At 72.0% G+C, this 13,661-nt stretch carries 12 protein-coding genes and 1 pseudogene; 4 read left to right on the top strand and 9 right to left on the bottom strand.

Annotated elements, in window-relative coordinates:
• Positions 1-24 precede the first annotated feature (24 nt).
• Entirely contained in the window at positions 25-624 is a 600-nt protein-coding gene (locus AB0J71_RS16460) for a TetR family transcriptional regulator C-terminal domain-containing protein (RefSeq protein WP_364414745.1), read from the bottom strand.
• 11 nt (positions 625-635) lie between these two features.
• A complete protein-coding gene (locus tag AB0J71_RS16455; RefSeq protein ID WP_364414743.1) occupies positions 636-1,985 on the bottom strand; it encodes a HAMP domain-containing sensor histidine kinase in 1,350 nt (449 codons plus the stop codon).
• Positions 1,986-2,149: 164 nt separating this feature from the next.
• On the opposite strand from AB0J71_RS16455, the gene AB0J71_RS16450 reads away from it, so the two are divergent.
• The 3 genes from AB0J71_RS16450 to AB0J71_RS16440 are packed head-to-tail and all read left to right on the top strand — an operon-like array spanning position 2,150 to position 5,853.
• Positions 2,150-3,316: an acyl-CoA dehydrogenase family protein gene (locus AB0J71_RS16450; RefSeq protein WP_352321509.1), complete on the top strand. Its 1,167-nt coding sequence runs from the start codon at positions 2,150-2,152 to the stop codon at positions 3,314-3,316.
• The gene (locus AB0J71_RS16445) at positions 3,313-4,344 is read left to right on the top strand and encodes an acyl-CoA dehydrogenase family protein (protein WP_352321507.1); all 1,032 of its coding nucleotides are present in this window, start codon (positions 3,313-3,315) and stop codon (positions 4,342-4,344) included. The genes AB0J71_RS16450 and AB0J71_RS16445 overlap by 4 nt, the downstream gene beginning before the upstream one ends.
• Complete coding sequence (locus AB0J71_RS16440) at positions 4,345-5,853, top strand: AMP-binding protein (RefSeq protein ID WP_352321505.1); 1,509 nt, start codon at positions 4,345-4,347, stop codon at positions 5,851-5,853.
• Here the strand turns inward: AB0J71_RS16440 and AB0J71_RS16435 are convergent.
• Positions 5,814-6,710 (bottom strand): annotated as a pseudogene (locus tag AB0J71_RS16435) (C45 family autoproteolytic acyltransferase/hydolase); the annotation flags it as partial. The gene AB0J71_RS16440 and the pseudogene AB0J71_RS16435 sit on opposite strands and share 40 nt — an antisense overlap.
• A 17-nt stretch (positions 6,711-6,727) precedes the next feature.
• Here AB0J71_RS16435 and AB0J71_RS16430 point away from each other — a divergent pair.
• Positions 6,728-6,931 carry a hypothetical protein gene (locus AB0J71_RS16430; RefSeq protein ID WP_364414741.1) on the top strand — a complete coding sequence of 68 codons (204 nt, stop codon included), beginning with the start codon at positions 6,728-6,730 and terminating at the stop codon, positions 6,929-6,931.
• A 73-nt stretch (positions 6,932-7,004) separates the two neighbouring features.
• Here the strand turns inward: AB0J71_RS16430 and AB0J71_RS16425 are convergent, their stop codons facing one another.
• From AB0J71_RS16425 to AB0J71_RS16400, 6 genes are all read right to left on the bottom strand, one after another.
• Positions 7,005-8,441: an Nramp family divalent metal transporter gene (locus AB0J71_RS16425; protein ID WP_352321501.1), complete on the bottom strand. Its 1,437-nt coding sequence runs from the start codon at positions 8,439-8,441 to the stop codon at positions 7,005-7,007.
• Between the two features lie 62 nt (positions 8,442-8,503).
• Positions 8,504-9,292, bottom strand: coding sequence for a GNAT family N-acetyltransferase (locus AB0J71_RS16420; protein WP_352321500.1), 789 nt, complete (start codon positions 9,290-9,292; stop codon positions 8,504-8,506).
• 76 nt (positions 9,293-9,368) lie between these two features.
• The gene (locus AB0J71_RS16415; RefSeq protein ID WP_352321499.1) at positions 9,369-9,782 is read right to left on the bottom strand and encodes an SSI family serine proteinase inhibitor; all 414 of its coding nucleotides are present in this window, start codon (positions 9,780-9,782) and stop codon (positions 9,369-9,371) included.
• A 147-nt stretch (positions 9,783-9,929) separates the two neighbouring features.
• Positions 9,930-10,991, bottom strand: a complete 1,062-nt coding sequence (locus tag AB0J71_RS16410) for a M20 family metallopeptidase (protein WP_352321497.1) — start codon at positions 10,989-10,991, stop codon at positions 9,930-9,932.
• On the bottom strand, positions 10,988-12,016 hold the full coding sequence (locus AB0J71_RS16405; protein WP_352321495.1) for a membrane dipeptidase: 1,029 nt from the start codon (positions 12,014-12,016) through the stop codon (positions 10,988-10,990). Before AB0J71_RS16405 ends, AB0J71_RS16410 begins: the two co-directional genes overlap by 4 nt.
• Positions 12,017-12,088: 72 nt before the next feature.
• Positions 12,089-13,555: an NAD(P)/FAD-dependent oxidoreductase gene (locus tag AB0J71_RS16400; RefSeq protein WP_364414739.1), complete on the bottom strand. Its 1,467-nt coding sequence runs from the start codon at positions 13,553-13,555 to the stop codon at positions 12,089-12,091.
• Positions 13,556-13,661: the final 106 nt, after the last annotated feature.

The following is a 13,661-nucleotide window of genomic DNA, read 5'->3' as shown; positions in this document are numbered from 1 at the left end:
ATAGGCGCGGAAGAGGGGTCCGGGTCACAGGTTCTCGACGGGCAGCCCCAGTTCGCCGGCGACCGCCGTACGCAGCAGGACGGCGGCCCGGCGACGCGAGAGCACATGGGGATGCACGTGCGTCTGGACCGCCAGCCCGTCGATGAGCGCGAAGATCCGCCAGGCCGCCTCCTCCGGATCGCCGCAGGCGAACGCGCCCGAGCGCACGCCGTCCTCGATGATCGACCGCAGCAGCGAACGGCTGCGCGCGTCGATCCTGCGGGAGATCTCCTCCAGTTCCGGGCTGCGCATCGCCTCGGCCCAGGCGTCGATCCACAACCGCCACTCGTCGGAGGGGATCGCCGGGGAACAGCGCCGCAGCAGGGCGCGCAGTCGTTCCAGCGGGCCGGCGGGGGACTCCTCGATGTCGGACAGCGCGTCCAGTTGCAGCCTGGCCGCGTAGCCGAACGCCTGCGCGAACAGCCGGTCCTTGGTGTCGAAGTGGTAGAAGAGCAACGCCTGGCTGACGCCCGCCGCGCGGGCGATGTCGAGGGTCCGGGTGCGACCGAACCCCTGCTCGGCGATCACTTCGCAGGCCGTCTTGAGGAGGTCTTCGCGCCTTAATCGGCTGAAACTGGGTGTCACAGCGAGTAACTCTAACTACTGATCAACGGTATTTGTAGGACAAACCGGGCGCCGCGTTCGGAGGGCTCGATGGTGAGCGTGCCCTCGTGGGCCTCGGCGATCTCGCGGGCGATGGCCAGGCCGAGCCCGGTGCCGCCGGCGTCGCGGCGGCGCGAGTCGGCCAGGCGGGTGAACCGCCGGAAGACGACTTCGCGCTGGTCGGGGGCGATGCCGGCGCCGTCGTCGAGCACTTGCAGCACCGCCTGCCCCTCCTGTTCACCCACAGTCACAGTGATCATGGTATCGGCGTGCCGCTCGGCGTTGTCGAGCAGGTTCGCCAGCAGGCGGGACAGTCGCAGCGCGTCGCCCTCGACGACCACGCCGGAGCGCAGCCGCGTCTCCACCGGCTTGCGCTCCGGACGGCGCAGCAGCTCCTCGCGCACCAGCCTGGCCAGGTCCACCGGCTCGCGGCGGCCGGGCCCGCCGGCCTCCAGCCGGGTCAGGGTCAGCAGGTCGCCGACGATGTTCTGCAGGCGGTCCAGGCCCTCGATCACGCGCCGGCCGGTGCGGGGCCAGTCGGTCTCCTCGGGGGCGAGCATCGCCTCCTCGACCTGCGTGCGCATCGCCGCGATCGGGCTGCGCAGGTCGTGGGAGGCGTCGGAGGCGAACCTGCGCTGCTGCTCCACCGCGCGTTCGAGCCGGTCGAGGGTCTCGTTCACGGTACGGGCGAGGTCGTCGAGCTCGTCGCGGTGCCGTCCCCTGGGCACCCGGCGGCCGAGGTCGGTGGCGGTGATCTCGGCCAGTTCGTCCCTGATCGCCGAGACCGGGGTCAGCGCGTTGCGCGCGGTCAGCCAGGCCACGCAGGCCGTGACGGCGGCCAGCAGCAGCACGCTGAGCCCGGTGACCGGCAGGTACCAGGGGCTGATGTACCAGGGGAGCTCGGGGGTGTAGGCGTAGATCATCCAGGGCTTGCCGCCGACGTGCGCCCGGAAGCCGACGGTGATCAGGCAGTGGACGCCGCGCAGCCGGTTGGTGCAGGTCGTGGTGTCGAGGCGGGCGTCGGTGCCGGTGGCGGTGCTGGTGCTGAGCGGCGGCTGCCCGCTCAGGCGCGGGCTGGCCTGCCGGATCCGGCCGTCGGCGTCGACGACCTGGATGAGGTCGGTGCCCTCGGTGACGGCCACGGGCCGCAGGCGGCCGGGGGCGTCCCGCTCGACGACGAAGGCGATGCGGCGCGCGGCGCCGGCGGTCTGCTCGGTGAGGAAGCCGGTGGCCATCGTGTGCACGATCGGCGTGACGAGGAGCGCGGTGACGCCGTAACCCGCCAGTGCGCACAGCAGGGCGGCCAGCGTCAGCCGCCGTTGCACGGACCAGCGTCTGAACATGCGCACGCACCCCTCCGATGACCAGACGATCACAGAAGGCGGGGGTGGTCCTAATTAGCGGAGTTTCGGCGACAAATGCCACCGAAAGGCCCTCCAGAGCATTGCTCTATGCGTGCCGCCGCGACCTGACTAGAGTAAGTGAACACTGATGCCAAGGAGTCGATGTGGACCTTGCAGAGTATCGGCGTGCCGCCGCGGAGTGGCTGCGCGACAACGTCCCGGCCGACGATCAGTCAGGGGCCGACGCCCTCGCCCGCGCCAAGGAGTTCATGGCCAGGCTCTACGACGCCGGCTACTCCGGCATCACCTGGCCGCGGCAGTGGGGCGGCCAGGGGCTGACGCAGGCCGAGGAGCGCGCCTTCGCCGCCGAGGCACGTGACTACACCCTCCCCACGTACGTCTTCTCCATCGGGCTCGGCATGACCGGCCCGACGCTGGTGGACCGGGGCACCGACGCGCAGCGCGAGCGGTTCGTCCGGCCGCTGCTGCGCGGCGAGGAGGTCTGGTGCCAGCTGTTCTCCGAACCGGGCGCCGGCAGCGACGTGGCCAGCCTGCAGACCCGCGCCGTGCGCGACGGCGACACCTGGGTCGTCAACGGCCAGAAGGTCTGGACCTCGGTCGCCCACCACGCCGACTGGGGGCTGCTGCTGGCCCGCACCGACGTCGAGGTGCCCAAGCACCGCGGCCTGACCATGTTCGTGGTCGACATGCACCACCCCGGCGTGACGGTCAGGCCGCTCAAGGACATGTCCGGCCGGGCCAACTTCAACGAGATCTTCTTCGACAACGTGACGATCCCCGACGAGCACCGGATCGGCGAGGTCAACGACGGCTGGAGCGTGGCCGTCACCACCCTGCTGCACGAGCGGCTGTCGATCTCGGCGGGCGTCGGCATGGGCGGGCAGAAGGACAACCCGGCCACCTTCGAGGCGCTGCGCGAGACGCTCGACACCAGCGACCCGCTGGTCCGCGACCAGCTCGTCGAGCTGCACATCCGCAGCCGCGCCCTGGCCCTGTTCAACCAGCGGCTGGCCCAGGAGACCAGGGCGGGCATCTTCCCCGGCGCCCGCGGCAGCGCCGCCAAGCTGCTGCTGGCCGAGCTGACCCTGTTCCAGGCCGACCTCGCCACCCAGCTCGTCGGCCCCGAGTCCGTGGTCGGCGACCACCCGCTGTCCCGGTCGATCTCGCTGGCCCCCGGCATGGCGCTGGGCGGCGGCACCAACGAGATCATGCGCAACATCGTCGGCGACCGCGTGCTGGGCCTGCCGCCGGAGCCGCGGGTGGACAAGACCGTGCCGTTCAAGGACCTGAAGGTGGGGACGCAGGGGTGAAGCTCGTACTGAGCCAGGAACAGCAGCAGCTCCGCGAGGCCGTGCGCGACTTCCTGCGCGCCGCCTCGCCGCTGCGCAAGGCCCGCGAGGGCTACGACCCCCAGGTGTACGCCCGGCTCAACGGCGAGCTCGGCCTGTCCGGCCTGGTCGTTCCGGAGGAGCACGGCGGCGCCGGGGCCGGGCTCGCCGACCTCGCGGTGGCCCTGGAGGAGACCGGCGCCGCGCTGCTGCCCGGCCCCTTCCTCGCCACCCAGTTCGCCGCGCTCGCGCTCACCCAGGTGCCCGACAAGGAGCTGCTGGGCGGCATCGCCGAGGGCCGCGTCGCCGCCACGCTCGTCCAGCCCGAGAGCGACCTCGCCTTCGACGGCACGGCCGTCACCGGCGTCCTGCCCCGGGTGCTGTCCGGCATGGAGGCGGACGTGCTGCTCGCCCCCGCGCCCGGCGACGGCGGCGTGCTGCTGGTGGCCGTCGAGCTGGCCGGCCCCGGCGTCACGCGGACGCCGCTGGAGACGCTCGACCTCACGCGCGGCCAGGCCCAGGTGACCCTGGAGCGCGCCCCCGCCCGCGTGCTCGGCCGCCCGCCCGCCGGCAGCGGCATCGGCGACCGGCTGTGCGTCGCGCTCGCCGCCGAGCAGCTCGGCGTGCTGCGCGCCGCACTGGACGCCATCGTCGCCTACGCCAAGATCCGCGTCGCCTTCGGCCGCTACATCGGCTCCTACCAGGGCGTCAAGCACAAGCTCGCCGACATGCACGGCAAGCTCGAACAGGCCGAGTCGATCGTCAGGTACGCCGCCTGGGCCGCCGACGAGTCGCCCGCCGAGCTGCCCGGCGCCGCCGCCCTGGCCCAGGCGTACGTGGGCCGCGCCTGCTTCGAGGTCGCCCGCGACCACCTGCTCCTGCACGGCGGCATAGGTTTCACCTGGGAGCACGACGCGCACCTGTTCTACAAGCGGGCCAAGGCCGACGAGGTGCTGCTCGGCCCGCCCCGCATCCACCGGGCCCGTCTCGCGGAACTCCTGGAGCTGTAGATGGACATCAGCGGCCTTCCCGGCTTCTACGCCATCGCCGCCGCCGACCCCGGCCGCCTGGCCGTGATCGACACCGACGGCACGCGCACCACGTACGGCGAGCTGCTCGCCCGGGTCAACCAGGTCTCCCACGGCCTGCGGGCCCGCGGCCTCGGCAAGGGCGACGTGGTCGCCGGCGTGCTGACCAACGGCCTCGACGCCGTCGTCATGCTCATGGCGACCGGCCAGATCGGGCTCTACTACGTGCCGGTCAACTGGCACCTCACCGAGTCCGAGGTGTCCTACATCCTGGCCGACTGCGACGCCAAGGTCGTCGTCACCGACGCCGCGCACGCCGTGCCGGGCGCGGAGATCGGCACGTCCGGGCTGGCCGAGGGGCAGCCCGCGGACGCCCCCGACGGGCGTACGGCCGGGGCGGTCATGTGGTACACCTCCGGCACCACCGGCTTCCCCAAGGGCGTGCAGCGCCCGCTGCCCGACGCCGAGCCGGAGGCCGTCGTGCCGCTGTACACCTGGTTCCTCGGCGAGGTCGTCGACCTCACGCCGGGCGACGCCGTGCACCTGGTGACCTCGCCGATGTACCACTCGGCGCCCTGCGCGCACACCCAGTTCGCGCTGCACCTCGGGCACACGGTGGTGATCACGCCCAGGTTCGACCCGGTCGACATCCTGGAGCTGATCCAGCGCCACCACGTCTCCAACGCCATGATGGTGCCGACCATGTTCCACCGCATGCTGCAGCTCCCCGAGGACGTCAGGGCCAAGTACGACGTGTCGAGCCTGCGCCAGGTCATCCACACGGCCGCGGCCTGCCCGGTCGCCGTCAAGCAGGCGATCATGGACTGGTGGGGCCCGGTGCTGTACGAGTACTACGGCTCCACCGAGTCCGCGATCGCTTTCTCCGTCAAGCCGCACGACTGGCTGGCCAGGCCCGGCACGGTGGGCCGCCCGGCGCCGACGTTCGAGGCCAAGATCTGCGACGAGAAGGGCGAGGAGCTGCCGCCCGGCGAGCCCGGCATGATCTACGTCAAGTCCTCGACGGGCTCCTTCGAGTACCGCAAGGACCCGGCCAAGACCGCCGCCAGCATGCTGGGCGAATGGTACGCCCCCGGCGACATCGGCTACCTCGACGACGACGGGTTCCTGTTCCTGTGCGACCGGCGCACCGACCTGATCGTCTCCGGCGGGGTGAACATCTACCCCGCCGAGATCGAGGCCGCGCTGCTGGAGCACCCCGCGGTGGCCGACGTCGCGGTCATCGGCGTGCCCGACGAGGAGTGGGGCCACAACGTGGTCGCGCTCGTCCAGCCCGCCGAGGGCGTCGAGCCGGGCCCCGCGCTCACCGCCGAGCTGCTCGAACACTGCGGGCCCCGGCTCGCCCGGTTCAAGCACCCGAAGGTCGTCGAGTACCGCGACCGGCTCCCGCGCACCCCCACGGGCAAGTTGTCGCGCTCGAAGGTGCGCGAGGGTTACCTGGCCGAGGCGGGGAACACCAGCTCCTCGCTGTAGTCGCGGCCGTCGCCGAGGTAGAAGCGGGTGGCGAGGGTGCGGTCGGCGGTGTCGAAGATCGTGGTCCACAGCGTGCGGATCGGCTCGGCGGCATCCTCCGCCGGCCGCACCGCGCGCAGGCTGTCCCGCAGGTCTCCGGCGGACATGGTGGCGCCCTTGCTGCGCTCGTACAGGGTGCGCAGCCGGCCGTAGGTGCCCAGGCTCGCCGGGGTGTCGGCGGGCAGGGCCGTCGGGTCGGGATGGCGGTGCAGCAGGTGGTTGGTGACGCACAGCGGGCCGTCGCCGAACTCGACGGCGTGCTCGGTGCCGTCCGTGCCGCGCTCCCACACGAACGCCTGGCCGTGGGCGTCGGCGACCAGGTAGTGCAGGGGCAGGCCGAGGTCGTACTGCTTGGCCCCCAGCAGCGCCTGCTTGGCCTGGGCCGCGGTCTCGCAGGTGTCCATGAGGAACCGGGGCAGTTGCAGGCTGCCGAGCCCGACCTGCGGGGCGTCCTGCCGCGGCACGGTGGCCGTCTCGGCGTCGGCGATCAGCAGCATGACGGCCAGGCCGGCCTCGTTGATGCCGTCGATGCAGCCGTCGAGGCCGTTCATGGTGATGACGGTCGAGGCGAGCCCGTCGTCGGGCACGGTGCTGATCACGTACGGGCGGGCGGCCATGGGCAGCTCGCCGGGGCGGGCCGGCTCGCCCATGAGCCGGCCGGCGGTGTGCAGGAAGAAGTCGTAGTTGCGGCCCACCCGGCCGTGCCCGTCGGTGGACGCGGACGGCGGGCACCACAGGGCCGAGCAGGCGGCGTCCGCGGGCACGTAGTCCCAGCCGTCCAGGGCCAGCTCGTCCTGGTCGGGGTCGAGGCCGAGCGCCGCCGCGGCGCCGTCCCATGCGGGCGTGGTGCTGCGGCCAGTTCCGTTCGAACCAGGACATCCTTGCTCTGATCACCGCCGGGTCGGCGGTCCTGGGCGACCAGCCGAGCCGGCGGGCCTCCTCGGTGAGCACCCGGCCGATCTCGAACTGGCTGCCGGTGACGGTGAGGTGCGTGACGAGCTGGAAGTCGTCATTGCCGCCGGCCACGCAGGTCATGTAGGTCATGCCGCCGATGGTGCCGCCGCCCGCTGACCGGGCTCCTACCGTCGGCTGACCGCCCGCCCGCGAGACGATCAGCCGGTCAGTTTCCCCACCTGCTGGACGACCACCAGGACGGTCAGCGTCCCGAAGAACGCCACCGACCAGACCAGCGCCCCCAGCCGGTACGACCTGACCTTGATCGCCTCCGGCAGCGCCCGCCGGTTCAGCACGATCAGCAGGATCGAGTACACGAACATCATCACCGCCGCGAAGCAGGCCGAGAACACCAGCAGGATCAGCGGCTGGTCGAGCCCGAGCAGCAGGATCGCGATGCCGACCAGCGTCATCGCCCAGACGGTGACGAAGTACACCCGGTTCACCGAGACGGGCCGGTCGCGCAGGTAGACCGTCTTGATCGTGTCCGAGGCCAGCCGCGAGGTGTAGTCGACGATGCCCATGGCCGAGGCGAACAGGGCCAGCGCGCCGATCAGCCAGAACAGGATCCCGAACCACGTGCCGACCGTGCCCTGCAGCACCTCGCCCTCGACCTTCAGGAAGCCGATGTCGTTCCTGCCCGTCACCTCCGGCCGGCCGAAGACGGTCGAGTAGGCCAGCATCGACATCAGCCCGATCGTCAGGAACGACACCAGCGCGAACGTGGCGCCCTGCTCGGCGTTGGCGAAGCGCCACCACCGGCGCCAGCGCGCCAGGTTGTCGTCGGTCGGCGGGAACTGGAAGCCGGTCGAGGCGGCCGCCTCCTCCTCGCCGGTGACCGGGCTGACCAGGCGCGGAACGTACGAACCCATGCCGAAGCCCTTGTCGCGGATCCAGTTGCTCTGGCACAGGTTCTGGCCGCCGCCCGCGCCGGCGTAGGCGACGGCGCCCATGAGCACGGCGATCCCGAGCTCCCCGGCCGGGAAGCGGGCGCCGACGGTGAGCCCCTTGCCCAGCTCGACCCAGCTGTCGGCGTTGACGGCGAACAGGATCGCGACCACGGCCAGCGTGGCCACCAGGGCGATCTTCACGAAGATCACCCGTTCGAGGGCCGTGTAGATCACCGGCGCCAGCGTCAGGCCCAGCGCGATGACGACGAGCATGCCGATCGCGATCCACCGCACCCCGCCCGCCCCGGCCCCGGTCAGGTACGTCACCATGGTCGCGGACGTCGTCACCCACCCCGGCCACAGGTTCGAGGCCAGCGTCAGCACGACGAAGACCAGCCCCCAGTGCCGCCACATCCGGCTGAACCCGGTCAGCGCGGTCTCGCCGGTGGCCAGCGTGTACCGCTCGATCTCCATGTTCAGGAACCACTGGGTGACGATGCCGACCGCGGCCCCCCAGACGAACACCAGCCCCACCTGGGAGGCGATGTAGGGCCAGAGGATGAACTCGCCCGACGCCAGCCCCACCCCCGCCCCGACCAGCCCCGGGCCGATGACGCGCCAGGTCGAGCGGGGAGGGTCGGGCAGGTCGCGGACGGCGACGGACGGCAGGACTCGCGCGGGGACGGTGGGGGTGAAGTCCGTCATGCGGATCTCCTCGTTACGGCTTCCCGTACCGTCACCTTACGCAGATCGCTCACGCCGGTGAACTATCCGGTCAGGGTCACCACGTAGTCCCCGAGGTCCGTGAGCCCGTCCACCCGCCCGCCGGACTCCATCAGGCCGCCCAGCACCTCGCGCATCGCCGTCCGCCAGGCCCTGGCCGCCGCCGGGTCGTGCACGCGCAAATGTTCGACGTCGTGCGGCGTGCCCACCAGCACGACGTCCGAGTCCGCCGGGCGCACGACCGGGCCGGAGCCGTCCTCGGCCAGCACCCGGGCGCGGCCTTCCGCCGGTGCCGGCCGTGGCCGCAGCGGCCGCTCGTCCAGCGGCCACACCGCCAGCAGGCGGTCGGAGGAGTCGCCCTCGTTGATCGCGTCGGCCATGACGCCGTAGAAGTCCCGCAGGTACGCCTGCGGGCGGGCGCCCAGCTTGACCAGGTTGAACCGGGCGTTGCGGCGGACGAGCGGGTCGAAGGTCCAGCTGATGCGGTCCAGGCCGCGTTCCAGGCACCACGCCCGCTGGTGCAGCTTGAGCGCGTAGCCGATGCCCCTGCCGATCGAGGCGCCCGTCACGTGGGAGTGCAGCGCGCCGTCCGCCGCCCGGAAGCCCACCGACGCGCCCACGAGCACGTCGTCCTCGTACGCGCCGGCCACGTAGTTGCCGGTGTGCGCGAACCCGACCATCAACTCGACGCTGACCGGCGCGTTGCCCGGATCGGGCCGCCAGATGTCATCGAAAAGCCGGAAGACCTGCGCGAACTCGCCCATCTCGTGCAACTCGCGGATCGTCACACCACTCTTGGCCGCCGCCTCGGCGGCCTCCTCCCGGCTCGTCATGCCCCCCACTATGCCCGCCGGACGGCGACATGCCCGCCCGCGGACCGCGGACGGGCATGTCAGAGGCTGCCGGAGATCACTTCACCAGCGGCCCGAGCGTGCGTTCCATGACGCAGTCGTTCTCGAACTTCCTGTCGTAAGTCGTCGTGCGGCCGTACCAGTGGCCCCTGACGCGCACGGAGACGGGGGAGTAGTTGCGCGGGCACGCGCCCGGATCGACGTTGAGATCCTTGACCACGCCGTCGACCTCGTGCAACTCCGCGCAGGCCGTGCGCGGGCGCGGGTGGGTGCCGCCGTCGGGGTCGCAGGTGAGCCGCATCGAGTACGCGCCGCCGCCGTTGCTCGGGGTGACGGTGATGAACAGCAGCACGCCCGGCTCGTCGGCGGCGGCGGCCCCGGCCGGGCTCGCCCCGAACGGGACGACGAGCGCGGCGGACGCGCACAGGGCTAGGGCGGCCGTCCTGCGAGCGGCGGTCAGCACGGATTTCATGGAACCTCCCTGGTCAACGTGCGCCCCGAGAGCGGCGGCGCACGTCAAATGACTACAGGCAGTCACCATATCGATACCACTGGTGAAGGAGTGACAGAATGCTGTCCCCGCCGATCACCCCCCGCTCCCGCCGCGGGCCTGGTTGTCTCAGCGCACGGCCTCGATCAGGGCGCGGAGGAGGACCGCGCGGCGTGGCATCTCGGCCACCACCACGTGCTCGTGGTCGGCGTGCGCGCCGCCGCCCACCGCGCCCAGCCCGTCGAGCGTCGGGCAGCCGGCCCCGGCGGTGAAGTTCCCGTCGGAGGCGCCGCCCACCGCCGCGCTGGGCAGCGGGCCCACGTCCAGCCCCGCGGCCAGGTCCTGGGCCAGGGCGTAGAGCGAGGCCGACATCGCGGCTTCGAGCGGCGGCCGGTTGGGGCCCCCTTCGACCTCCAGCCGCGTGCCGGGCACCACGGGGGCCAGCGCGCGCATCGCGGCGTCCACCCGCAGCTGCTCGGCCACCGTGCTCGCCCGCACGTCGACCCCCACCGTCGCCTCGGCCGGGACGGTGTTGAGCGTCGTCCCGCCGCGCAGCACGGTCGGGGTGACCGTCGTGTCACCGGCTCCGAGTGCGGCGATGGCCAGGATCTGGTGCGCCAGCTCGACGCCCGCGTTCGCGCCCTTCTCCGGCTCCAGCCCGGCGTGCGCCGCCTTGCCGCGCACCCGCAGCGTGTACATCGACGTGCCCTTGCGGGACGTCTTCAGCGCGCCGCCGTCCGCGCTGGCCTCCATGACGAACGCGGCGGCCAGCCCCCGCGCGGTGTCCGCGATCAGCGGCGCGGACGTGATCGAGCCGAGCTCCTCGTCACCGGTGATCAGCAGCGTGACGCCGTCGAGCGAGCCGAGCCCGGCGAGCGCGTGGAACGTCTGCACCAGTCCCGCCTTCATGTCGAACACGCCCGGCCCGCGGGCCACCCCGTCGACGACCGACCAGGGATGGGTCGCCAGCGTGCCGATCGGCCAGACGGTGTCGTGGTGGCCGAGCAGCAGCACCCTTGGCGTGCCGAACGACCAGCGCAGATGGGTGACGCCGTCGATCACCAGGAACTCCGGCCGGGCCCCCAGGTGACGGGCCCCCATCGCGGCCACGACCTCGGCGCTGCGGGCCACGGCCGCGAGGTCACGCGAGAACGACTCGCACAGGACCAGCTCCTCCAGATCCTCGATCATGCCAGCCGCTCTCCGAGGAACCGGTGGACGTTCCCACCGATGATCTTGGCGACGTCCTTCTCCGGCAGGCCGCGGGCGAGCAGCCCCTCGGTCACCATGGGCAGCCCGGTGGGCCCCTCCAGACCGGGGATCGACGCCTTGGAGTCGAGGTCGTCGGGCTCCAGGCCCTCGCAGCACGGGGGCGTCAGGTCGTCCATGACCTCGCGGATGAAGTCGGGGCCGAGGCCGACGTGGTCGATCCCGGCCACCTGCGCGACGTGCTCGATGTGGTCGAGCAGGCGGTCGAGCGTCATTTCCTCCCTGCGCTCGGCCAGGAAGGGGGCGAAGAAGTTCACGCAGACCACGCCGCCCGTGGCGGCGACCCCGCGGAGCTGGTCGTCGGTGAGGTTGCGGTGGTGGTCGCGCAGCGCGCGGGCCGCGGAGTGAGTGGCCATGACGGGCTTGGTCGCCAGCTCCAGCACGTGGGCCACGCCCGACGCGCCCAGGTGCGAGACGTCGAACACCATGCCGAGGCGCTCCATCTCGCTCAGGGCGGCCACGCCGCGGCTGGTCAGGCCGCTGCCGGTGGCGTCCTCGGCGCTGCCGTCGGCCAGCGGCGTACGCCCGAAGTGCGCGATCGAGGCCACCCGCACGCCCAGCCGGTGGACGGTCGAGATCAGCTCGACGCTCTCGTCGAGCCCCGGCATGCTCTCCAGCGCGAGCACCAGGGCGATCTTGCCCTCCTCCAGTGCCGCGTCGATCGCCGAGGCGTCGAGGCAGAGCCGTACGGTGTCGGGGTTGCCCTCCGCGATCACGTGGGCGCACTCGATCATGCGCAGCGTCTGCCGCAGCGCGCCCTCGGGCCGGTACTGGTCGTCGATGAAGACCGGCAGGATCTGCAGGTCGACCCCGCCCTCGACGAGCTGCGGCAGCCACTGCCGGCGGAAGAAGGAGGCCCACTGCTGGGGCGGCCGGGCGGCGACCGCCATGAGCAGATCATTGTGGGTGTCGGCCACGACGGCACGCCGATGCAGGGGAAGCGTCATGCGAAGGACGTTACCGCGCGCCCCCGACCTGCTCCAATGCGCCTCAAGTCCGATTTTTCGCCCATATCTTGTTCACGGCACCGAAGACGGGACCTCCTCGACCGTCCGGTACGCCGCGCGCGGCGGCCGGGCGGTGAGCCGCCGGTAGAGCGTCGTCGGGCCGGGCCAGTTGTTGGTGACCCGCCCCTCGGCCGTCTTGTACCAGCTCCGGCACCCCTCGCCCCACACCATGCGGGCCATCGCCGCGTCGAGCTGCCTGGCCCAGGCGGCCATCGCCTCGGGACGCACCTCGATCGGCCCCTCCTCGGCCACCCGCGCCAGGCAGGCCATGACGTGCCGCACCTGGCACTCGATCATGTAGATGATCGAGTTGTGCCCGAGGTTCGTGTTCGGGCCGTAGAGCAGGAACAGGCTGGGGAAGCCGGGCACCGAGATGCCGAGGTAGGCGTGCGCGCCGTCGCGCCACTGCTCGGCCAGCGACCGCCCGCCGAGCCCGGTGACCTCCATCGGGGCCAGGAACTCGGTGCTCAGGAAGCCGGTGGCGTACACGATCGTGTCGGCCTCGCGCAGCCCCTCGGCGGTCTCCACGCCCTTCGGCCCGATCCGGACGATCGGATCGGTGACGACGTCGACGTCCGGCCTGGTCAGTGCCGGGTAGAAGGCGCTGTCGATGACGACGCGCTTGCAGCCGGGCGGATAGCCGGGCGTCAGCTTCGCCCGCAGGACGGGGTCGGGGACCTGGGCGCGCAGATGGTCCAGGGCGCGCTTCTTCAGCAGGCCGGCGCTCCAGCCCTCGGCCAGGGCCGGGTAGAGCGTCGCCTCGGCGTACCGGTAGATCCACTCGCGGTAGGCCCGCTGGAGGCCGGGGACGTAGTGGAAGGCCAGCCGGGCGAGCGGGCCGAAGGTGGCGTCGGGCTTGGGGATCACCCAGTTGGGCGTGCGCTGGAAGACGTCGAGGTGCGCGGCCCGCTCGGCGGCGGCCGGGACGAGCTGGGCCGCCGACGAGCCGCTGCCGATCACGGCGACGCGGCGGCCGGTGAGGTCGTGGTCGTGGTTCCAGCGGGCCGAGTGGAAGGAGACGCCCTCGAAGTCGGACATGCCGGGGATCTCGGGCAGGTGGGGGCGGTTGAGCTGGCCCACGCTCATGACGACCACGTCGAACGCCTCGGTGCGCTCGCCGCCGTCGTGGATGCTGGTGACCTGCCAGCGGCGGCCGTCGAAGGCCGCTCGCCGCACTTCCGCACCGAAGCGGATTTTTCGCCTGACGTCGTATTTATCAGCGCAATGCTCTAGGTAGGCCAGGATTTCGGGTTGGGCTGGGTAGCGGCGGGTCCAGCTCGCGTACTTCTCGAACGAGTACGAATACAGGTGCGAGGGGATGTCGCAGCCCGCGCCCGGGTAACTGTTGTCCCGCCACGTGCCGCCGAGGTCGGCGGCCTTCTCGAAGACCGTGAAGGAGCCGATCCCGGCACGCCGCAGCCGGATCGCCATGCACAGGCCGCCGAAGCCCGCTCCGATGATCGCGACGCTGGGTGCCATGCCGTCCTCCGCGAAGTCAGGATCCACTTACAGTACGCCGAACCGCGTTCTGGCGACACCCTCCGCCACGCCCCGCGCGACCCTTCCGCGGGCCGGTAGTCTGCGC

Source organism: Nonomuraea sp. NPDC049637 (genome assembly GCF_040675235.1).
Classification (GTDB): Bacteria; Actinomycetota; Actinomycetes; order Streptosporangiales; family Streptosporangiaceae; genus Nonomuraea.
This window is presented reverse-complemented; position numbering and strand designations above follow the sequence as displayed.